This is a genomic window from Longimicrobium sp., from assembly GCF_048594345.1.
GTDB lineage: Bacteria > Gemmatimonadota > Gemmatimonadetes > Longimicrobiales > Longimicrobiaceae > Longimicrobium.
Window position 1 is genome coordinate 22,689 of sequence record NZ_JBMDXM010000035.1, and the last position, 21,691, is coordinate 44,379.

Annotated in this window: 19 protein-coding genes; 12 read left to right on the top strand and 7 right to left on the bottom strand. The window is 67.8% G+C overall.

Annotated features, from left to right (window positions below):
* Nucleotides 1-255: 255 nt before the first annotated feature.
* Genes ACOJUJ_RS03515 through ACOJUJ_RS03530 form a run of 4 tightly spaced genes read right to left on the bottom strand, consistent with a single transcriptional unit; the run spans nt 256 to nt 4,635 of the window.
* Entirely contained in the window at nt 256-2,121 is a 1,866-nt protein-coding gene (locus ACOJUJ_RS03515) for an ABC transporter ATP-binding protein (RefSeq protein ID WP_420125460.1), read from the bottom strand.
* Nucleotides 2,118-3,806, bottom strand: a complete 1,689-nt coding sequence (locus ACOJUJ_RS03520) for a GMC family oxidoreductase (protein WP_420125461.1) — start codon at nt 3,804-3,806, stop codon at nt 2,118-2,120. The genes ACOJUJ_RS03515 and ACOJUJ_RS03520 overlap by 4 nt, the downstream gene beginning before the upstream one ends.
* Complete coding sequence (locus ACOJUJ_RS03525; protein WP_420125462.1) at nt 3,803-4,213, bottom strand: gluconate 2-dehydrogenase subunit 3 family protein; 411 nt, start codon at nt 4,211-4,213, stop codon at nt 3,803-3,805. The genes ACOJUJ_RS03520 and ACOJUJ_RS03525 overlap by 4 nt, the downstream gene beginning before the upstream one ends.
* Nucleotides 4,210-4,635: a helix-turn-helix transcriptional regulator gene (locus ACOJUJ_RS03530; protein ID WP_420125463.1), complete on the bottom strand. Its 426-nt coding sequence runs from the start codon at nt 4,633-4,635 to the stop codon at nt 4,210-4,212. Before ACOJUJ_RS03530 ends, ACOJUJ_RS03525 begins: the two co-directional genes overlap by 4 nt.
* 1,095 nt (nt 4,636-5,730) lie before the next feature.
* Here ACOJUJ_RS03530 and ACOJUJ_RS03535 point away from each other — a divergent pair.
* From ACOJUJ_RS03535 to ACOJUJ_RS03585, 11 genes are all read left to right on the top strand, one after another.
* Nucleotides 5,731-6,312, top strand: coding sequence for a hypothetical protein (locus ACOJUJ_RS03535; protein WP_420125464.1), 582 nt, complete (start codon nt 5,731-5,733; stop codon nt 6,310-6,312).
* A gap of 257 nt (nt 6,313-6,569) precedes the next feature.
* Nucleotides 6,570-6,839, top strand: a complete 270-nt coding sequence (locus tag ACOJUJ_RS03540; protein ID WP_420125465.1) for a hypothetical protein — start codon at nt 6,570-6,572, stop codon at nt 6,837-6,839.
* A 520-nt stretch (nt 6,840-7,359) separates the two neighbouring features.
* Entirely contained in the window at nt 7,360-8,211 is an 852-nt protein-coding gene (locus ACOJUJ_RS03545; RefSeq protein WP_420125466.1) for a GNAT family N-acetyltransferase, read from the top strand.
* A gap of 670 nt (nt 8,212-8,881) precedes the next feature.
* Nucleotides 8,882-9,679: a hypothetical protein gene (locus ACOJUJ_RS03550; RefSeq protein ID WP_420125467.1), complete on the top strand. Its 798-nt coding sequence runs from the start codon at nt 8,882-8,884 to the stop codon at nt 9,677-9,679.
* A 127-nt stretch (nt 9,680-9,806) separates the two neighbouring features.
* Nucleotides 9,807-10,328 carry a 2-C-methyl-D-erythritol 2,4-cyclodiphosphate synthase gene (gene ispF / locus ACOJUJ_RS03555; protein WP_420125468.1) on the top strand — a complete coding sequence of 174 codons (522 nt, stop codon included), beginning with the start codon at nt 9,807-9,809 and terminating at the stop codon, nt 10,326-10,328.
* 87 nt (nt 10,329-10,415) lie between these two features.
* Nucleotides 10,416-11,069: a DedA family protein gene (locus tag ACOJUJ_RS03560; protein ID WP_420125469.1), complete on the top strand. Its 654-nt coding sequence runs from the start codon at nt 10,416-10,418 to the stop codon at nt 11,067-11,069.
* 630 nt (nt 11,070-11,699) lie between these two features.
* Entirely contained in the window at nt 11,700-12,623 is a 924-nt protein-coding gene (gene xerD / locus ACOJUJ_RS03565; protein ID WP_420125470.1) for a site-specific tyrosine recombinase XerD, read from the top strand.
* Nucleotides 12,623-12,949, top strand: a complete 327-nt coding sequence (locus ACOJUJ_RS03570; RefSeq protein WP_420125471.1) for a hypothetical protein — start codon at nt 12,623-12,625, stop codon at nt 12,947-12,949. Before xerD ends, ACOJUJ_RS03570 begins: the two co-directional genes overlap by 1 nt.
* A 348-nt stretch (nt 12,950-13,297) precedes the next feature.
* A complete protein-coding gene (locus tag ACOJUJ_RS03575) occupies nt 13,298-13,435 on the top strand; it encodes a hypothetical protein (RefSeq protein WP_420125472.1) in 138 nt (45 codons plus the stop codon).
* 55 nt (nt 13,436-13,490) lie between these two features.
* Nucleotides 13,491-14,603 carry a hypothetical protein gene (locus tag ACOJUJ_RS03580; RefSeq protein WP_420125473.1) on the top strand — a complete coding sequence of 371 codons (1,113 nt, stop codon included), beginning with the start codon at nt 13,491-13,493 and terminating at the stop codon, nt 14,601-14,603.
* Nucleotides 14,604-14,783: 180 nt separating this feature from the next.
* A complete protein-coding gene (locus ACOJUJ_RS03585; RefSeq protein WP_420125474.1) occupies nt 14,784-16,319 on the top strand; it encodes an RtcB family protein in 1,536 nt (511 codons plus the stop codon).
* Nucleotides 16,320-16,631: 312 nt separating this feature from the next.
* Here ACOJUJ_RS03585 and ACOJUJ_RS03590 read toward each other — a convergent pair whose 3' ends face one another.
* Nucleotides 16,632-17,528, bottom strand: coding sequence for a DUF5715 family protein (locus ACOJUJ_RS03590; protein WP_420125475.1), 897 nt, complete (start codon nt 17,526-17,528; stop codon nt 16,632-16,634).
* 317 nt (nt 17,529-17,845) lie between these two features.
* Here ACOJUJ_RS03590 and ACOJUJ_RS03595 point away from each other — a divergent pair, with 317 nt between their 5' ends.
* Nucleotides 17,846-18,025 (top strand): pinensin family lanthipeptide, encoded by a 180-nt coding sequence (locus ACOJUJ_RS03595; RefSeq protein WP_420125476.1) that lies wholly within the window; start codon nt 17,846-17,848, stop codon nt 18,023-18,025.
* Nucleotides 18,026-18,424: 399 nt separating this feature from the next.
* On the opposite strand, the gene ACOJUJ_RS03600 is transcribed toward ACOJUJ_RS03595, so the two are convergent.
* The gene (locus ACOJUJ_RS03600; protein ID WP_420125477.1) at nt 18,425-20,254 is read right to left on the bottom strand and encodes a DUF885 domain-containing protein; all 1,830 of its coding nucleotides are present in this window, start codon (nt 20,252-20,254) and stop codon (nt 18,425-18,427) included.
* Nucleotides 20,255-20,594: 340 nt separating this feature from the next.
* On the bottom strand, nt 20,595-21,686 hold the full coding sequence (gene darG / locus ACOJUJ_RS03605; protein ID WP_420125478.1) for a type II toxin-antitoxin system antitoxin DNA ADP-ribosyl glycohydrolase DarG: 1,092 nt from the start codon (nt 21,684-21,686) through the stop codon (nt 20,595-20,597).
* Between the last annotated feature and the right edge of the window lie 5 nt (nt 21,687-21,691).

Sequence of the window (21,691 nt, forward strand, 5' to 3'; positions counted from 1 at the left end):
AGATCAAAACCGTTGACCCCGTTCACCCCGTGTGAGATATCGGTTCTGGAGGTGCAGCTGGTATTCACCCGGAATCACCACGAGTGCACAACGAACCGTGGGAAACGGTATGATGATGATACGGAACCCGGAAAACCAACATCTGAAGGTACAGAGGGACCGAGAACAGCCAGAGGAACAGAGGTGATCCGCATTCCGTCCTCTGTTCCTCCGGCTGTCGTCTGTTCCTCTGTACCCTGACCTCTGTTGCTGGTCCTAGCGATACCCGGCCGCCTGGATACCGAAGAGCTCGGCGTAGAGACCCGGGGTTTCCAGCAGCTCCTCGTGCGAACCATGCTCCACCATGCGCCCGCCGGAAAGCACCAGGATGCGGTCCGCCATGCGCACGGTCGAGAAGCGGTGCGAGATCACCACCGACATGCACCCCGTGGTCAGATCGCGAAAGCGGCGAAAGATCTCGTACTCGGCGCGGGCGTCCAGCGCGGCCGTGGGCTCGTCGAGCACGCGGACGGTCGCCTGGCGCATGTACGCCCGCGCCAGCGCCACCTTTTGCCACTCGCCCCCGGAAAGCTCCACGCCACCATCGAACAAGCGCCCCAGCATCTGCCGGTACCCGCCGGGAAGCCGCGGCAGCAGCGAGGCGGCCAGCGACTGCTCCGCCGCCCGCACCAGCGCGCGGGGCGGGGGCGGGGCGGCGCCCTCGTCCGCGCGGTCCACCTCGTCCAGATACAGCGCCGCATCCCGCACCGCGCCCACGGCGATGTTCTCGTCGAACGGCATGTCGTAGCGCACGTAGTCCTGAAACACCACGCTGAGCGCGGAGCGAAGCGAACTCAGGTCGTACTCGCGCAGGTCTCGCCCGTCCAGCGTCACGCGCCCCTCGGTGGGCTCGTACAGCCGGCAGAGGAGCTTGACCAGCGTGCTTTTTCCGGCGCCATTCTCCCCCACCAGCGCCAGGCACTCGCCGGGGCGCAGCCGAAAGGTCACGTTGCGAAGCGCCCACACCTCGCGCCCGGCGTAGCGAAAGCCCACGTTCTCGAACGCGATCCCTTCCCGGGGCTCCGCCGGCACCGGAAGCGCGCCGGGCGCGGAGACGATCAGCGGGCGGATCTGGAAAAAGAGCATGAGGTCGCGGGCGTACAGGCTCTGCTCCGAAACCTTGCCCACCGCCTGGAGAATGCGCTCCACCAGCTCGCGGCTGCGCGCGAACGCGGCGGCCAGAAAGGTGAGCTCGCCCACCGTGACCACCCCCCGCACAGCCGCGCGCAGGATGGAAACGTACGCGCCGTAGTACCCCGCCAGCCCCACCAGCGACAGCAGCCACGAGCCTGCCGTGCGGCGCACGGCCAGCCGCCGGTTCTCGGCGTTGAAGCGGGTGGAGAGCGCCCGGAAGCGCTCCGCGATCCACGGCGACAGCCCCAGGACCTTTACCTCCTTGGCCGACCTGTCGCTGCTTCCCAGCGAGCGCAGGTACGCCAGCCTGCGGCGCTGCGGGGTCCAGCGAAAAAGGAGTGAATATTCCAGCCCCGCGTAGTGCGTCTGCCCCACGAAGCTGGGAAGCACCGCCGCCGCCAGCAGCACGCCCAGCCACAGGTCGTACGCCAGCACGGCCCCCGCCAGCGTGGTCAGGGTAACGATGTCCTGCACCAGCCCGCTGAGCTGCGCCAGCAGGCCGATCTGGTTCACAGTCTGCCCGCGCGCGCGCTCCAGCTGGTCCTGCACCACGGGATCTTCGAACTGCTGCAGGTCCAGCGTGGCCGCATGCTCCAGCAGCCGCCCGCCCACGTGTGTGGCGAACAGGTCCGCCAGCAGGCTTTCCACCAGCACCGACAGCCTGCCCAGCAGGTCGCCCGTGGCCACGATGGCCACCTCCAGCGCCAGCAGCCGCCACACGGCCGCCGCGTCGCCGTCGCCGCGCGACGCGGCCACCACCGCGTCCAGCAGCAGCCGCGCCACCCACAGCGTGGCCACCGGCACCAGCGCCCGCGCCAGGCGCAGCGCCAGCAGCGCGGCCGTGAACCCGCGGTGGGTGTCCCATACCAGCCCCAGAAAGCGGGGAAGCGCGCGCAGCGCCTCCCGCCGCTCGCGCCAGCCGGGCGCCGCTCCGGTCGCCGCGCTCATCGCGCGCTCCGGGCGGGCGTGGCCGCGCGCCGGGCCAGGTCACCGGTGGGCGCACGGTCCAGGATGTACGCGGCCGTACGAAAGCTGTTGGCCAGGATGGTGAGCGTGGACGGCGCCCCACCCGCCGTGGGGATGAAGCTGCCGTCCACCACGAACAGGTTGGGGACCTCGTGGGCGCGGCAGAAGCCGTCCAGCACCGACGTGGCCGGATCCGTCCCCGCGCGGCAGGTGCCGTGGGCCATCACCTTGACCGTGTAGCCGATGCCCCGGGCGGCAACTTCGTCCGCCCCCGCGGCCCGCAGCAGCTCCAGCCCCCGCTCCGTCACCCACGCTCCGGCGCGCCGGTGGTGCTCCGGCTCGAACAGGTGCAGCCGTGCCGCGGCGAGCCCCCAGCGGTCGGTGACGGCGGGATCCAGTTCCACGCGCGTGCCGGCGTTGGGGATGAACTCCTGGAACACCTCGAACTCCACCTCGCGCCAGTCGCGAAAGTGCTCGCGCACCCGCCGCGCCAGGGGCTCGCCCCAGAGCAGGCGTCCGTCGTCCCCGCGCGCCGCGCGCTGCGCCCCGCCGATGGGATTGGGGCGTTCCATGTCGAAGCGAAGCAGCCCGCCCTTGGGAAAGTCCGACACGCCCGCGGGGAGGAAGTAGTGGTCCATCACGGAGCGGCCCAGGATGGAGGTGCGCGCGTCCAGAAGCGCCGCCGGGTGGCGGTCGCGGCGAAAGCGCCCCCGCCCGGCGGAGGCCGCGTGCAGGTGCAGGTGGCGGCCCACGCGCCCGGAGCCGTTCGCCAGCCCCTGCGGAAAGCGAGGCGAGCGGGAGCGCAGCAGCAGCCGCGCGCTTTCCACCGCGGATGCGCAGACGCACACCAGGCGCGCCCGCACGCGGTGCTCCGTGCCCTCCGCGTCCAGGTACACGCAGCCGCTGGCCAGCCCGTCGCGCCCTACCGTCACCTCGGTCACCATGGCGTTCGCCCGCACGGTGCAGCGGCCGGTGGCCTCCGCGCGCGCCAGCAGCGCCCAGCCCGACGTACCCCGCGCGCCGGTGGGGCAGCCGTACCCCGCGCAAAAGTCGCAGTCGCTGCACGCCGGCCGGCCCCCGTACGGCCGCGAGTTGATGGCGCGCGGGGTGGGAAAGGCGTGCACCCCCAGCCGCCGGGCCGCCTCGTCCAGCCGCGCGGCCCGGGGGTGGCAGGGCAGGGGGGGCATGGGGTAGGGACGGGAGCGGGGTCCCTCGTGGGGGTTGGCGCCGCCCTCTCCCGAGATCCCTACCTCCCATTCGGCCATGGCGTACCACGGCTCCAGCTCGTCGTAGCCGTAGGGCCAGTCGGCCACCTCCAGGTACTCGCCGAAGCGGCGCCTGAGCCGAAAGTCGTCCGGGTGAAACCGGTACAGGGTGGCGCCCATGTGCTCCGTCCCCCCGCCCACGCAGCAGGCGATCCATCCCAGGGTGGAAAGCACGGGCCGGGCGTCGCCGGCGGTGTGGTCCACCAGCACGTGCGGATCGTCCTCCACCCGCGGCGTCCAGAACCCCGGGCGCTCGGCAAAGAGCAGCTCGTCGTGCCGGTAGTCGGCGGGGGTGTAGCGCGGCCCCTTTTCCAGCACCAGCACGTTCCACCCCGCCTGGCTCAGCCGCAGCGCCAGGGGCCCCGCACCCGCGCCGCTGCCCACGATCACCGCGTCCCTCATGGCGCCTCCGCGTCCGTCAGCGGGTGCGGGACGAAGCCGATGGCGTTCCACCCCGCCCGCCCGCGGTTGCCGCCGTGGCGCGGCGCGCACAGAAATCCGGTCACGGTCATCATCACCAGCGAGCGAAAGAAGCGCTGCGCGGTGGGATGGGGAACGTCCTGCATCCGCGCCAGCACCTGGTCACGCTCCGCGGGCGAGCATGCCGCGAACGGACGCCCGCAGGTGCCCTCCGCGATCGAGTCCAGCAGCGCCAGCCCCGGCCCCAGGGCCGCGCCGGAGCGGCCCTCCGTCCCAATCAGCCAATCCACGTAGCCGATGGCGTTCGCGTCCGACGCGCCGGGGCCGGGCTCCGGGGGGAGCACGCGGTCCATGGCGGCGGCCAGCGTCTGCCGCTCTCCGGGCGTCACCCCTCGCAGCCGGCCAGCGCGTCGTCCGCTACCGGATGATCCCGGAAGTCCCCGGGCGTGCACCCCAGGTGGCGGCGAAAGGCGCGGTAAAAGGTCTGCAGGTGCGTGTATCCCACCGCCCGCGCCACCTCCCAGTTGTTGAAGACGCCGCCGCGCAGCAGCTCGCTCGCCGCCGCCATGCGCAGTGCCTCGATGTATTCCTTGATGGAGAGCCCTGTCTCGTACTTGAAGTGGTAGGCCACGTTGTTGTCGCGGATGCGGCAGCGCATCTTGAGCGAGCGCACGTTGAGGGCGGGATCGAACGGCGACGCATGGATCCCGTGCAGCAGGTCGCGCACGTGACAGGACCTGCCCCGGGTGGGCGGCACGCGCTCCAGGCGAACGCGCTCGAGTTCCGATTCGATCTCCTGCTGTCTGCTCATCGCGTCTCCAGGATGCGGAAGGGGGCCGCTTGCCGCGGGGCGCGGCGAAGACAAGGTTGCGCGAGGGAGGGTTGTGACTCGAAGGGTGTTCAGAGGGAGGCGCGCCGGGGCGCTGATGCATGCATATTACGCCCGGATACGAGAGTCAAGTAAAAAATTTGCGATAAAACGTATTGCCCTTATCCACGCGTTCCTACCGGAGAATTACGTAATTCCAGGGGCCCTGCACACTCAGTCCGGGGGTGCCCGGTCCACACCAAAGAATCTTTTCTCTTCCAGCCGACAACGTTTCCGCCGTAGGCGGATCGAGTTCATCCTCCGCCTCCGGCACGGGCGGCGGTCTCCTGCGCCCGGCCCAGGAGCCAACGATCCGCATCACCCGCTTTTGTGGATTTTCTTGCGCGAGTGCGCCGCGGGCTCCCCCGTACGCGCGGAGCAAAAAAGTGCGTTCGCGGGGGATCCGCACCGTGCGCGTCACGAAAACTTCCTCGTAGTTTCCGCGAAGGCAGTGTCCGGGCATTCTCTCAGACTCAGAGTGTGTTTAAGAATCGACCAGGGGCTTGATTTCCTGAGGGAGGTGCCGCTCCGAACCTGCTGCCACAAAGACACTTGGCGCCGACCGAAGGATCTCGCTGGCAGCACCTGGGGGCTGGACCTGTGCCGCCGGGCCTGCCTCGCGATCGCCGAGACGAGATCCTTCGGTCGCGCGTAAGCGGTTGAGTGGATTCAAGTTGAGGAGGCGCGCTCCCTCAGGAAATCAAACGTTGGGTTGCCTGAAGATCAGATTCTTAAACAACACTCTCGTGCCGCGGGGGGATCGGCTACGCACCCGCGGTGGATCGAGCCGGACGCAATCCGCGGCGCCGCGTAGGGGCCCTCGGCACCGCCGCGTGTCAGTCTGTGGGCCCCCCGTGCGTTACGGCTCGTACACTGCCCCGCGACAAGGAACTGGCGTGATGCGGGGGCAGAAAGGTACGATTCAGGGAACTGACGCGGCGGGGATGTGAGGCCCCGGTCTGCCGTCGCCCTCGAGCCACACGCGCGCCGCGGCGTGCCGGCGGATCGAGCACGCCTTCTTACCGATGGAGAACGGCCGTGAAGCGAACGATGTTCATGCTGGGGGTGCTGGCGCTGGTGGGGTGCGGCGGCCAGCAGCCGGAAACGCAGGACGTGCCCGCCGTGCAGCAGGGGCCGGAGGGGCAGGTGGCGCTGGACGTGGGCGCCAACATTACCCCGCCCATCCGCGGGCTGATCGGCGAGCGGGAGCGGCTGCGCCTTACCGGCGCGCAGGCCACCACGCTGGACTCCATCGCCATGGTGCTGGCGTCCGCCAACGATTCGCTGCGCCGCAGCGTGCGCGAGGCGTGGGACGGCGACCGGCCGGGGCGGGGCGGGGCCATGTGGGAGCGCACCGGCCCCGCGCTGATGCAGATCGCCCGCAACAACCGCGCGGCCGGGCTGCTGGTGCAGAACACCCTCACCGACGCTCAGCGCACCATTGCCTGCGAGATGCAGGCGGAGCAGCGCGCCCGCAACCCGGAGCGCACCCGCCGCACCCCGATCCAGGAAACCAACGCCCCCGGCGGGCGCCGCGCCGCCATCGCCGACAGTCTGGCGCGGCGGGTCCAGGAAGGGTGGCCCTGGTGCCCGCTGGCGCCGCCCGCCCGCCGTCGCTGACCCCTTTCCTTCACAAGGGGCTTGAACCCGGCGGGGGGATGAGGGTACTATGATTCCGTCCGTCCCCGGCGGCGCGCTGTGCGTGCGGGGCGACGTGACGAAGGCGCGGCCGCACCGGCGCGTCTTCCCGCGGTCCTGGCAGTCCGGCCCAACGCGCGTTTGCCGCGCCCCAGCTACCTGCCGACGACAACCGACACTCCGCTGGCGGGGCCCCTTTGCGGGCCCGCGGACCGCGCGCCGGCAACACGACCCGTACGATGGACGACCGAGAACGACGACTGCAGTGGCATCCGGCTGCCCGGGCCCGGCGCGAGCGCGCGACCGCCTGGGGCATCACCCTTCTTCACACCCTGCCCCTGATGGTGGCGTGCCTGCTGGCACTGCTCCTGGGGCGCCCCGAGATCGCCGCGGCCACGCTGGGGCTCGCGATGCTGACGCTGGGGCTGGTGCGCACCCTTACCCGGCCGCGCAAGCTGGCCATGGCCAACCTGCGCCCCGGCCTGCGGGAGGTACGCCGGAGCCACTGAGCTTCCCGGCGAGAACTTCGAAGACGATCGACAAGGCGAGCCCCTGACCGGGGGGCTCGCCTTTTCTGTTGGCGGCGGATTCACATCCCGCTGCGAACGGCACCGAACTGCGCCCGCACGCTGCCCCTCCCCCGGCCCCTCCCCGCTCGTCGTGCCTCGTGGAGAGGGGAGAATTCGATCGCGCCGCGGCCGGTATCGAGCTACGACAACGTGGAGCTCCCTCCCCGTTCGCCCTTGCGGAGAGGGGGAGGTTCGATCCCGCTGCGACAAAGCTGGGCGCGCACGCACAACCCCTCCCCCGGGGTTGGGGGAGGGGTCGGACGCCGTCGCGAGGAACGAGCGAAAGGTCGTCCGGGGGAGAGGGCCCGCGAAAACGCGCCCCACCCGCACCCGCCTTCCGACGATCCGCTTTGCCAGCCTCACGTCACCGCCGATGCGAGACTCGCGCGAAACTGGATCGTGATGTGTAGATTGGAATCATCATCCGCTCCATCTTCCCTTGTTTCCTGGCCGACAGATCGTGCCCGACTCGAACGACATCATCGCCCGGCCCCTCGCCGAAGTGCCCGTGGCCGTCGCGGCGGCGGCGATGGAGCGCTGCTTCAAGGGATACCTCGTCCCCGTCCGCACCACGCCGGAGTCGTGGGAACGGCGCTTTCGCGGCGAGCACCTGGACCCGTTCGCCAGCCGCATCTACGAGCACGACGGGCAGGCGGCGGCGGTGCTGTTCATCTGCAGGCGCGGGTGGACCAGCCGCGTGGGCGGAATGGCCGTCGCCGCGGACGCGCGCCGCCGGGGCCTGGGGCGCCGGGTGATGCGCGACGCCATCGACGACGCCCGCGCCCGCGGCGACCGCGCGCTGCTGCTGGAGGTGATCGAGCAGAACACGCCCGCGGTGAAGCTCTACAAGTCGCTGGGATTCCGGATGACTCGGCGGCTGGTGGGCTACCGCTGGGATCCGGCACCGATCCCAGGAGCCGTGGATGCGCCGCGGGAGATTGACCCGCTGGAGCTGGCGCGCGTCGCCCTGCGCGAGGGCGAACCGGAGCTGCCATGGCAGTTGGCGCCCGAAACGCTCTCCGCCGCCACCGCGCCCGCCCGCGCCTTTGCGCTGGGGGACCGCGCGTACGCACTGATCGGCAACCCCGGCGCGGAGACGCTGTCCCTCTCCGCGCTCGTGGTTCCGCGCGCGCACCGGCGGCAGGGATGGGGGACGCGAATGCTGCGCGCCCTGGCCGCCGCGCTCCCCGGCAAGCCGATGCAGGCCGTCGCCATCGTCCCCGACAACCTGGCGCCGGAGTTCTTTGCCCGCGCCGGCTGGGAGCGGCAGGGCATCAGCCAGTTCGAGATGCGGTTGGAGTTGGGCGGGTAGCCGGGATTCGGAACCATCGCATAGCCACCAAGTCGGTTCGCCCGCCGGCCGTATTGAAGGCATGCCCTGTTGTGCGCCTCGACCCGAAGCGTTTGCTTCCCCGAGGGGAGTCGTCTTTGCGCAACGTGCTCGTGCGATGCAGCTTGGCCCTCCCCCGGAATGCTTCTTCAGAAATCAGCGCTATACAGTTCGCAGTGAGTTCCTGGCCTGATTGAAGGACCGGGCCGCCTCAGCCTCGACCATCCTGGCGCCATTTTGAGGACATATTATAGCGGCTCCATGTCCCATCTGGGACCTGCCCGCCACACTCAGAGGTAAGGTGAGGAATACGCAAGTGTTGGGATCCAGGTTGGCTATTCCCAACAGCTTGCGTATGAATTTCAACCTGTTTGGCACGGCGGTCCAGCCGTTGCCATATCCAGGCTTCGAGCGGCACTCGTACGGTTCGACGCGGGTTCGGGTGCTTCTGTAGATGGAACGGTGTGGATCGGCGGGTCAGTGCGCGGATACAGATCCATTGAAGTAATTTTCTATGCGAAGTTTTGAGGGAACTCATCTTTTAGGAGCACTGGCCCGCCCGTTCGCACCATCCATCCACCGATCATCAGTGCAGTGCCCCGCGCGGCGTGTGGCCGGCGGGTTTATTCATCAAACCACAGGAATCGAAACAATGAGCAAGCCGAACCAGCAGGTCTTTACCGGAACCTCCAACAACGGCAGCCTTCAGGAAGCGCTGGACGGGGCCATCGCCCAGGCCGGGCACGGCGTGCCCTGGCGCCTGGCCTCGATCGACGGGGTCGTCGGTTTCGTGGGCAACCAGGTGAACGTGCGCATCTTTGCCGTCACGCAGGCGGCCAAGGGCAGGGACGGCGGTAGCGGCGAGGAGCCCGTGTTCGAGGTGCCCACCTCGCGCACGGGGGTGGTGGTGGACATCCGCGAGCAGATCAGCATCTGCCAGGACGGGGCGATGTACGAGCTGGTGTCGCGGACGGACGACGGCGAGCAGCGCCTGCGCCTGAACGCCACCAACCCCGACACCGAGCGCGTGCTGGCCGACGCCGCGGGCACGGACCAGGAAATCACGGTGTCGGGGTACATCCGCCGCGTGGAGTGCGAGCGGATGGACGTGTACGACGCCGCACCCGCCTCTGCCGCCACGCTGGCCGGCGCCGCCGCGCGGCCGGGCAGCGGCGAGCCCACCACCACGCTGCAGGGGACGGTGGAGGTGATCACCAGCGAGATCAGCTACTGCCAGGACGGCGCGGAGTACGAGCTGGTGACGCGCACCGCCGACGGCGAGGAGCGGCTGCGGCTGAGCGCGGGCAACGGGCGCGCGGGGAGCGTGCTGCGCCGCTACGCCGGCACGGAGCAGGAGGTGAGCGTCACCGGCGTCATCGTCCAGGTGGAGTGCACGTCCATGCGCGTGGAGCAGGCGGAGCCGGTGCGCGCCGCCGCCGGCGCCGCGTAGATCTGACGCAGGCCAGGGAGCCTCGCGGGGCGGACGGTTGCCGCACGCCCGGTCGCCCCCGTATCGTACCGCCGCCGCCGGGCATTCCGTCCGGTGGCGGCGCGCGTTTTCATCCACCGGAACGTACATGCGGATCGGCCACGGCTACGACTCCCACCGCTTTGCCCAGGGGCGCAGGCTCATCCTGGGCGGCGTAGAGATTCCGCACGAGCGCGGGCTGGACGGCCACAGCGACGCCGACGCCGTTGCGCACGCGGTGACCGATGCGCTGCTGGGCGCCGCCGGCCTGGGCGACATCGGCCGGCACTTTCCCCCCAGCGACGCGCAGTGGAAGGACGCCGACTCGCTTCAGCTGCTGGCCCGCGTGGTCCGGCTGCTGGAGGGGCGCAACTACCAGGTGGTGAACGTGGACGTGACGGTGGTGTGCGAAGCGCCCAAAATCGGCCCGCACGCGCAGGCCATGCAGGAGCGGCTGGCGTCGGTGCTGGGGATTGGGCCGGACCACATCTCCATCAAGGGCAAAAGCAACGAGGGGCTGGGATGGATTGGCCGTGGCGAGGGAATTGCCGCCTTTGCCGTGGCCTTGATCGACAGCCTGGAGGACATCGACGCCCTGCACGCGCGGCACCGGCGCGACGCCAGCCTCTGAGGAGTGCAAGCGTGCGAAAGTGCGAGAGTGGCGTAGTGGTGAGGGGACCGGACGGGAAGGTGGGATGAACCTTTACCGGGGCGAGGGATGGGAGGACTGGTCGACCGGCTGATCGCCTGGATGGAGAGCCTGCCTGAGGCGCTGGTGTACGTGGTGATCGGCGCCATGGCCGGGCTGGAGAACATCTTTCCCCCCGTGCCGGCGGACGTGGTGGCGCTCACGGGCGGATTTCTCGCGGGCCGCGGGGTGACGGATCCCGTCCTGTCGTTTCTGGTGGTGTGGATCTGCAACGTGGGGACGGCGCTGCTGATGTACTGGGTGGGGCGCCGCTACGGCACCGCGTTCTTCCGCGGCAAGATCGGCAGGATGCTGCTGCAGCCAAAGCAGATGAGCCGCCTTTCGGCGCTGTACCAGAAGCACGGCGGCAAGGTGATCTTCTTCAGCCGCTACCTTCCCGGCTTTCGCGCGGTGGTGCCCATCTTCGCGGGGACCAGCGGCATGGGCTTCATCCGCGCGGCGATCCCCATCGCGCTGGCGTCGGGGCTGTGGTACGGGCTGATCGTGTACCTGGGCGCCACGGCCGGCCGCAACTGGGACCGGATCCGCGCGGCGGTGGAATCCTCCGGCCGCTGGCTGGGCATCGCCGCCGCCATCATTTTCGCTGTCCTTGCCTGGTACTGGTGGAAGACCCGCGGCGAGGAAGAGGTGGTCGAGGAACTGGTGGAGCCGGACAAGGATTGAAGGCGGGACGCTCGTGATTCTGGTTTCCCTCGCGTTGGCAGCAGGCGTCATCTTTGGCGATTGAAATCGCGGCTGGAACGTCACGAAATCCGCCTGCGCGGATTGTAGCCGCGGGTTTGGGGTGCTACGACAAGCCACGGGCCGTCGGACGGTAGATTTCCCGGTCGCGCGTCTGGTTGCAGGCAGCCGCAGGGTTCGGCGCGGTGCTCCTTCGAAATGACAGTCGGGGTGATGGCGAAAATCTGAATTGCGCCAGCGCCTGTCATCTGAGGCCCGGCCACGTTGAATCGTCCGCTCGCGCAAGGGGTCGCAGGGCCGGAGAATCCAGCCTCCGACTGCTCGAACGCAGACGCGGCAGCCCGCGCTGAACTCGCGTCACGACGCAGCCGGACGATGCATGCCGGTTGCGGACGCGCCGGTGCTTGGAATCCCGCACATGGCCCGGCCGCTGAGTCCGCGCAGGCGGACTTTGTGCCGTCGTAGCCGCGGTTTCAACCGCCCCAGAGCGTGGTCTGCGACATCACACCGCCGGCGGACAAAGCCAACAAGGCTTCTTCGTACTTTCGTACTTTCGTACTTTCGTACTTTCGTACTTTCGTACTTTCGTACCCCGTACTTCCGTACTCCCCCGTGGCCGCACCCGCCGAGACTCCCGCGCCGCCACTGGCGTTCGCCGTCGAGATGTTCCTGGACCATCTGCGCTTCGAGCGGGGGCTCTCGGACCAGACACTGGACGCGTACGAGCACGACGTGGCGCGGATGGCGACGTTCGCGCGGGCGCAGGGCAGGGCGGGGCCCCGCGACATCACCACGGCGGACCTGCGCGCCTTTATCCTGCTGCTCAAGGACATGGGGCTGGCGCCGTCGTCCATCGCTCGCAACCTGGCCGCCATCCGCACCTACTTTCGCTTTCTGCTGGGCGAAAACCTGGTGGTGGCGGACCCCAGCGAGCGCATCGACACCCCCAAGGCCTGGAAAAAGCTTCCCGACGCGTTGTCGGTGGACGAGATCGCGCGGCTGGTGGAGGCACCGGACCTGTCTCACCCGCTGGCCTGGCGGGACCGCGCGATGCTGGAGTTCGCGTACGCCAGCGGCGTGCGCGTGAGCGAGCTGACGGACCTGCGCGTGCGCGACCTGCACCTGGACGAGGAGTTCGCCAGCGTGTATGGCAAAGGGGCCAAGGAGCGGCTGGTGCCCGTCGGGCGGCGGGCGATCGGCGCCATGGCCATCTACCTGCGCGAGACGCGGCCGCGGCTGGACCGCGGCAAGACCGACGGCCGCGTGTTCCTGAACGCACGCGGCGGCCCGCTCACGCGCATGGGCGTGTGGAAGATCCTGCAGGCGCACGTAAAGGCGGCGGGGATCGAACGGCGCGTCACTCCCCACACACTGCGCCATTCCTTCGCCACGCACCTGCTGGAAGGCGGCGCCGATCTGGTGGCCGTGCAGGAGATGCTGGGCCACGCCGACATCGGCACCACGCAGATCTACACGCACGTGGATCGCCACTACCTGGCGCAAGAGCACCGTGCCCATCACCCGCGGGCGAAGTGATGCGGCTGTTGATCCAGGCGAACGAGGATACGGTGGTGGATCCCGCCACCCCGGACGCGATCCGTGCCGCGTTCTACCAGCCCGAACTGTGGTACGGCGCCTCCATCGAGCTACAATCGGCCACGGGCGACGTGCTGGGGACCTCTGCCGCCACGGAGATGTTCATGAAGCCGGAGGACATCGGCGAGTTCTACCTGTCGTTCGAACGAGGCCCCGCCGTGATCGTCCTTCCTCAGCCACTCACACGCGAAGCCACGCTCGCGCTGTTCCTGCGCTTCGCCGCGGGGGACACCAGGTTCGTGGACGAGCTGCCGTGGGAGATGTAGGATCGCCCACGTCCGGTAGTACCAACTCGCGCTCGCACGGACGAACGGAGGTCCCATGCACGTGAAGGTGCTGGAGTTCACCGAGTACGCGGGAAACGGGGAGCCGTGGTACTCGGAAAAGGTGCCTGTTCAGGCGTGGGAGGACATTGAACCCTATATCCGGCGCCTGGACAGGAACCGCTATCCGTTCCTGCGGCTGTGGCCCTCCAGCGACGAAGCACACCACGACCGCTCCGAAGAGGGCGAGGTCTTTCAGGTGATGGGTGGCCGTGGAGCCTATTTCATCTCGGTGAACCTGAATGGATTCTTCAATCGGCGGCTCGATTTCCGGAGCAGGGCGAGGAGGAAGTGTGGGTCTGGGAGAGCGACCAGGGGTACGGAGACCGCGCACGCCACATGTGCTTCGACATCGAGGCGGTCCTCCAGGCCGCGCGCTACTACGCGGAGCACGGCTTCGATCCGCACCTTACCTGGGAAGCTGGCTGAAGGCGACGCGAACTTGACGACTGTTCTGGGAGATGCCGGGTCGCATTGGCCTCCGATGTCTTCGCACACCCTTTTCCCTCAGGAAACCCGTGTGATTCCTACACAAGTCATTTACTACCCGAGCTTTGATCCCGATGAGCGATGGCTGCGTGCGATGCTCCTCGTCACGGATCAGGTGATCCGCATCATCCCGAACGATGCTGGACATCAGGATCCAGAGTACGTCGAACGACTTGGATCAGTACTGCCCGGTGCAATCGTGCGAGAGTCACCAGGAGCGAACGATACCTCTCTTGACGCGGTCAATCTACAGCGGCTAAGCAAAGCGCTGTCCCACATCCGCGAGACCTCATCAGGGCTGGACAGAATTGAAGTGATTGTGGGTCCGGGCGGAACGATTGAACTCCCAGGTAAGGTTTGGATCCATGAAAGCAAACTTTCCCGCGAAGTCTCGCGATTATTAGAGGAAAACGAATTAATTGATGACGTCTCCACATCATTGGTTAGAGAAATCGGTAGGGACGACGTTTTTGTTGTTCCCGCAGCCGCGAGTGATCTCGTCCTCTCCTATGTAGCAGATAACATTGCCCGACGACTGGGATGCAACACAGCCACAGATGCGCCGATCGCCTTTGCTGTAAATGCATTGGATGGTTTGCAAGTGCATCCTGAAGGACGGGTTCGTGGATCCTTGCTCAGCGCGATTATCCAACTCGAAATCCCACTCGAGGTACAGACTCTCAGTGCTGAACAATACGCTCAGCTAAGGTATTCGTACATGGATATTCGGGGAGCTCTAGCGGAAGTGACTACCCAGCTATCCTCCGTACACCAGCTTAGCGCTAGTGGCAATTCTCACGTTGTGTTGCAGAAGGTTTTGGGTGCTGCGCAGCACTTCCACAACGAGTGTGAAAAGTTTCGGAGTGCCAAAGCGAACCGCAATTTCACTCGGTGGATTCCAATTGGGCTAGGAGGACTCTTGACGGTGGGAGCTGAGGTCATCGACCAGCCTGAAATAGCCATTGGCGCGGCAGCTAGTTGTCTTCTGATCAACCTTGTTCAGGAAGCGCTCCGCAAAGACACGGGCCAGAGGGATAATGTTTACCGCCAATTGACTGACCTGCGCCGAGACATTCTTAATCCCGCGCATATCCGTTCGTTCGTATGAGGTGTCATGCGCACTGCGGCACTCAGCATCTGTGTTGACCAGCCCATCTGTGGGTTGCGCAAATCCCGGCAATGTGCGACAATAGATGTCCGCGGTGCTGACCGTATCCGACCTTCCCGCCGGTGCCCAACAAGGGGCGCTGACCGGGATGGTCGCTATTGTTTGCACCATGGAACCCTCATGACGCTGGATCCACGCCTGTCGCGCCTGGACGAAAACCGGGTGCGAATCGACAACCCCTACGGCATCGACGCCGTACTCTTCGCCAACCCATCGGTTCCGGTAGAGCCCGCGGCCGTGACGGAACTGGTCCAGATGCTGGACCTGAGCCGCACGGTGGAGCGCTTTGCCGCAAACTCGCCGGAAAGCTTCGAGACGGAGCCGGCGGTCACGCAGGTGGCCGTTACGCCGGACTTTCACAAGGCCCGCGGCATTCCCGTGGGCACCGTGCTGGCCACGCGCGGATTCCTCGTCCCGCAGTCCATCGGCAACGACATCAACTGCGGAATGCGGCTGCACCTGACCAGCCTGCAGGCCGAGGACCTGGAAGGCCGCACCGAAGAGCTGGACACCGCCTTTCGACACCTGTTCTTCGAAGGCGGCCGCAACATTCCCATGACCCGCGAGCAGCGCGCGGCCATGCTCACGCAGGGACTGACCGGGCTGCTGGACTCGGCGCCGCGCTCGCTGACGGAGGGGGTATGGTCCCTCTTTCACGAGCTGGACATGGAGGGCGAGCTGGCGCGGGTGGATCGCAGGGGAACGCTGGAGGCAGGCCGCATCTTCGGACTGGACGACTGGATGGGGCCGCCGGGGCAGCTGAGCCGCGACAGCCAGATCGGCAGCATCGGCGGCGGCAACCACTTCGTCGAGATTCAGCGGGTCGAAAAGGTCCTGGACGGCACCACGGCGCACGCGTGGGGCCTTAAGCCGGGGATGGTGACGGTGATGGTGCACACCGGCTCCGTCTCCGTTGGCCACCTGAGCGGCGGCTACTTTCGCGACGTCGTCCGGAAGATCTACCCGCCCACGCTGCGGCACCCGGAGAACGGGATCTTCGTGCTGCCGCAGGGGGAGCGGTACGCCGACGAGGCGGGGCTGTTCTGGGATTCGCTGCACAACGCGGGCAACTTTGCCTTTGCCAACCGGCTGTTCCTGGCGCTCACCGCGCTGGCCGGCCTGCGCCGCGTGTGCGGCGACGGCGTCGACTTCCGGCTGCTGTACGACGCGCCGCACAACTTCATCTGGCGCGAGGAGCGCGGCGGCGAGGAGTGGGCCATCCACCGCAAGGGCAGCTGCCCGGCCCGCGGGTTCGCGGAAATGGCGGGAACGCCGTTCGAGTACTACGGCGAGCCGGTGCTGGTGCCCGGGTCCATGGGCGCCAGCAGCTTTGTGCTGGCGGGGCAGGGGAACCCCGAGGCGCTTTCCAGCGCCAGCCACGGCGCCGGCCGCATGATGTCGCGCGGCGACGCCATCCGCGGGCACGAGGACGAGTTCCAGCGCTTCCTGGAGCGATTCCGGGTGGTGAGCCCGCTGGACCTGCGGCGGCCGGACGTGCGCCTGCGCCGCGACATCGTCCAGAGAAAGCTGGACGAGATCAAGCAGGAGGCGCCACACGCCTACAAGGGGATCGGCCCGGTGGTGGATACGCTCGCGGGTGCCGGCCTGGCGCGCCCCGTGGTGGAGCTGACCCCGCTGATGACCATCAAGGGCTGAAGGCCGTTTTCGATGGATGAAGACAGGTCCCGACGCCGCACGCGGTGCCGGGACCCTGTTGCGTCCATCGTTGGCGCCGACCGAAGGACCTTGCTTGCCTGACTAAAGAGGCTGAACGGCTCCGAGGGCTGGGCCTTGCGCGACCCGACAAAGATCCTTCGGTCGCGCGCAAGCGGTTGTGGCTAAGAACGTTATGGGTGTGCGCTCCCTCAGGATGACACGTGGGCTCAGGTGGGCTCAGATGGCATCAGGTGAGGTTGGGCAACAGCCTCTCAGGAAATCAGGCTCCTGGCAGATTGGCGAACACACCCGCTACCTCAACGCGCTGGCGCGCGCGAAGGGCCTGGCCAGCGTGAAGTGGTAGACGGGCTGCTTGTTCTCCATCATCACGTGCACGGCGCCCGCCTCACGCAGTTCGGTGAGCGCGCGGCCCAGCTCGGCCTGCAGGGCGCGGGCGTGCTCCTTACCCACCTGCTCCAGCATCTCCGCCTCCAGCTCCCACGCACCGGCTACGGGCGCCGAAGCAGCGCCGGCGGCCGCGCGCGGGCCCGCGGGGACGGCGAAGCGCTCGTGCGACACGTCGACGGTGGTGCCGAACTGGTGGGCGCTGGTGGTGCTGGCCGCGTAGGAGTTGGTCTTGCGCAGGTCCACCTGTGCATCCGCGGTGCGGATGGCCGAGGTCACCTTGAACCGGTAGCGCGGCAGCCCCGCCGCGTCCAGGCGCGCGTGAAAGCGGCGGCCCAGGTCCTCCAGCATCGCCTTTGTGTCCGGCGTAACGTACGGCGCCGCGTGGTCCATGGGGCGCAGGATCCAGTACTGCGTGCTGTCGCCCAGCGGCACCAGGCGGCCCTGCCGCACCATGCGGTCGATCTCGGCCTGTCCCGACACCTGCAGGCCCAGGCGCTGCGCGCTGGCCACCTGCCTGGCGTTCTTGTCCAGCCGCAGGTTGCCGATCTCGCGCGCCTTGAGCCGCGGCACCTTTGCGAACGCCGCCGCCACCGTCGTGCTCTCCGCCGCAATGCGGGTGCGCACCGTGGCGGAATCCGCGGCCGTCATGGGGCGCGGCGGCGGGGCGGGCCGCGCTGCCGGCTGCTGCGCCGTACGCGGAGCCTCCCTGGCCTCGCGCACGTAGCCCTTGTGCTCGTCGCCCCCGCAAGCGCCCACGAACGTGGAGAATGTGAGCAGCACCGCAGCCTTCAGCATCCGCATCGCGTACGTCGTCCCGTCGCATGTTCCGTGGTGGCAGCGCGTTGCGCCGGAGCCAGATGCATGCCACACCTCGTCATGCGAAGCACCACGCGGCGGACCCCACCTCGGCTTGCCGGGGCGTGCCCCCATCCAGGACCGCGAGACGGAACACGATCTTCTTCGCCATCCGGCCAATCCTGGTCGTGAGCCGCGGAACGACGCGAGCGGCAAGCAGCCTTGTGCACGTTCAATTCTAGACCTATTATTTGAATGAGTACTCTTGCTGGCCGCCGCGTGCAGCGGACGGGCGAGCGACATCTCTCCACAAGGGGGCACCGATGGACAAGATCAAGCTCACGGTCGAAGACCTGCAGGTGAGTTCGTTCGCGACCAGCGAGACGGAGGCGGCCGCCGGTACGGTGAACGGCCACGGACAGCAGGGGCTGGCCATCACGCAGTTGCCCGGCTGCGTCCCCGGCTGCAACACGCGGCTCACCTGCTCGACCAACCTCTGCTGAGCGGGCCGCGCGCATAGGCACCGAAAGCCCGCACGGCTCCTGCGCCGCGCGGGCTTTCTCGTATCCGCCACCGCGGTCCCTGGCGATCACCCATCGGTGGAACGACGGAGCGCCGCCATCGCTGGCGGCGCTCCGTATTCATCCGAACGAAAGCAACCGTCCTCAAGGGACGTCGCGTGGAACCTCCCACGAGTCGCCGGCAGTAGATTTCCCCGTCGGCGCCGGAGCTTGGAGCGGCGGGCGGATCCGCGCGGCGCCTCCCTTCGAAATGACAGATGCGCGGAGGGGATCATCCTCCCTGTTTCGCCCGCTTCGCGGCCAACTCCGGAGCGGGCGGAGCCGCATCGAACAAACTCCGTTGACTCCGTTAACTCCGTGTGAGGCCCGCTTTTCCCCGCGTCAGCGGGCGGCCTGACGCTCGGCGATCCAGCGGTCGATCTTGTCGTCGAGCACGTCCAGCGGAAGCGCGCCGTCTTCCAGCACCGCGCGGTGGAACGCCTTGATGTCGAAGCGCGGCCCCAGCGCAGCTTCGGCCCGGCGGCGCAGCTCGGTGATCTTCATCTCGCCCACCTTGTACGCCAGCCCCTGGCCGGGGATGGCGGCAAAGCGCTCCACCTCGGACTGGGTGCTGGTTTCGCTGTTGGCGGAGTTCTGGCGCGCGTACTCCGCCGCCTGCTCCAGCGTCCACCCCTTGGCGTGGATGCCGGTGTCCAGCACCAGCCGGATGGCGCGCCACAGCTCCGACGACAGGTAGCCAAAGTACTGGTAGGGGTCGGTGTACACCCCCAGCTCCTTGCCCAGCGTTTCGGCGTACAGCCCCCATCCCTCCACGTACGCCGTGTATCCGCCAAAGCGGCGCAGGCGGGGCAGGTTCTCCAGCTCGCGGGCGATGGAGATCTGAAAGTGGTGGCCCGGCGACCCCTCGTGGATCAGCAGCGTCTCCATCCCGTAGCGCGGCCGGCTGGGCGGATCGTAGGTGTTGAGGTGAAAGACGCCGGGCCGGCTGCCGTCCAGCGCCGCCGCCGTGTACGATCCGCCGCTGAAGCTGCGCTCTCGGAACGGCTCCACCGGGCGGATTTCGTAGTTGGCCTTGGGCTTGAGGTCGAACAGGCGGTCCGTGGTCGCGTCGATGCGGGCCTGCGCGGCGCGGTAGTCGGCCAGCATCTCCTCGCGCGTGCTGTAGCGAAAGCGCGGATCCGACACCATGTGCTGCATGAACGACTTCAGGTCGCCCGTCCACCCCACCTGCCGCATCACCGTCTCCATCTCACGATGGATGCGCGCCACCTCCGACAGGCCGATGTCGTGGATCTGCTCGGGGGTAAGGTCCGTGGTGGTAACGGAGCGCACCTGGAACTCGTACCACTCGCGGCCGCCCGGCAGCGCGGAAAGGCCCACCGTGGTGCGCGTGCGCGGCATGTACTCGTCGCGCACAAAGTCGTGCAGCTTGCGGAACGAGGGGATCACGCGGTCACGGATGGCGGCCGTGTACTCCGCCGTGAGCCGCGCACGGTCGGCGGCGCTGAAGTCGGCTGGCAGGTTGGTGATGGGGCCGTAGAACAGGCTCTGCGTGGGATCGTCCACCAGGTGCGCGGACAGCTGCGGCAGCACGCGCTCCATCAGCACCCGCGGCTGCACGATGCCCGCCGCCATCCCCTCGCGCAGGTTGGCGATGGTGATGTCGATGGCCTGCTCGAAGCCGCGGATGCGGCCCAGAAAGTCCTCGTAGTCATCCACCGTGCGGAACGGATGGATGCCGTTGCCGGCCCCCATCTGCACGAAGCCCGCGGTAAAGTTGAAGAACTGGTTCAGCGGGACCAGGTGCTGAGGAAAGCGCTCACCCTCGCGATTCTCCTCCAGCTCGCGTCGAAAGATCTCGTACGTCAGCTTGTGCTGGGCGTCCAGCGACGCGGGGTCGATGGCCTGCAGCTGCCGCTCGTACGCCTGGGTGAGCGCGCGGGCCCGGTTGCGGATGTCGGGGCTGAAGCCGACGGTGTAGATGTGGTTGTAGCGGTTGTCGCCCAGCGAGGTGGCCCCCACCGGGCTGAGCGCCAGCCCCGCCTCGAAGTAGGCCTCGGCCAGCGAGTCCAGCCGCTGGTTGGCGCCAGCGGATGCGTTCCCCGCCGGCATGGCGGACGCCGGGGCGGGGGACGCGGGCTCGGCCGCCTGCTGCGTGGCGCACGCGGCGGCGGCCAGGCACAGGGCGGCAAGGGAAACGTACGTTCTCAAGACGGATTGCTCCTGGGGATCGTGGACCAGCGGTCTCGTGCGATGTGAGACGTGCGAGAATAGTAGCATCTGACGGACAGCCGGCAACGGATGCCGGCGGGGCGGATGGGCGCGACGGGGACGGACGCCAGAATTGATCCCGTCCGGCGGGCAAGGGCGAATGGCTTCGCGGCAACGAGTGAATGTCTGCAGCCGCGAGTTCGGAGGTGAAGGAGTGAGGACCGCTGCCTCAACGCGAAAAGATGGCGTGCCCCCGAAGCCCGGTGGCACGCCACTCTATTTCGCCCAGCGCTGCGTGGCTGCAATGACCACCCTCGCCGGGCTGGTCAGTGCAGCCGGCTCATAGCAGACGGTTTCCGGGTGAGGTTGTGGGTTCCACGTCGCTTTCGAACCAGCCGAGGCTGGTCAGCCGGTCCCACGCCTTGTGCACGTGTCGAGGCTTGAAAATACGCTGCTTCCTCGGATTCCACGCATGGACAATCGACACCGCCTCTTCGACCATGCGCGCCGGCGGTGCGCCGTCGCGGCTGCCGATCGTGCCGGCCCAGTGCACCGTCGCCAGCAACTCCATTCCATACGGGGTTTCAAAACCCTCGATGAGTTCCGCGACGCGTGACAGCCGGTACCGCGATTCCGAATCCTGATCGATGAAGGACTCGGCCGCTTCGACCGCGCCGGGAAGGAGCTCTATTTCTGCATCGGGGCGCTGGCTGTCCCCATAGCCCCGGATGTAATGGCCCTCCAGCGCCTCAAGAACCTTGTTCAGGTTGTGGGCATAAGGCCCATAGATTCCCGCCTCGTACCGGAGCTTAAGCGGCTCGCCCGCAACCTGCAGGAAATACGCGAGCTTCTGTACCTCGAGCAGCGTGCGGCTGTAATCAAGCGCTGCGTAGGTTTCCATCAGCTTGATGAAGAGCGCACGCGCCGGGGTCATTCTGGGCCGCTCCGTCCGCACCGGCATTGCCTTCGCGGCGGGAGCGCCAGCCGGGGCGTAGAGATGCACGTCCACGTCGGGGAGCGCCGCAAAGGCGGCCTCGATCCGTGGCTGTACCTCGCTCCACTCCAGGCCTCCGAGCCCACAACCGAGCGGTGGTATCGCAATGCTCCGGATACCACGCTGGCGCACCTCTTCCACCAGCGCGGCCAGCCCCGACTCGATGTCCTCCATCTTCGACTTGCCGCGCCAGTGCCGCTTGGTAGGGAAGTTGATGACGAACCGCGGTTCGATCAACATCCCGTGGTCATGCACCAGCATCTTGCCGGGTGTCACTTCGCCCAGCTTGCACGCGGACTCGTAGGCCTTGAAGTTCGCCGGAAACGCCTGCTTGAACTGCAGGGCAATGCCCTTGCCCATGTAGCCGACACAGTTGACAGTGTTGACCAGGGCCTCGACAGGTGCTTCCAGCAGATTACCGCGTGCAATCCGAATCACGTTCC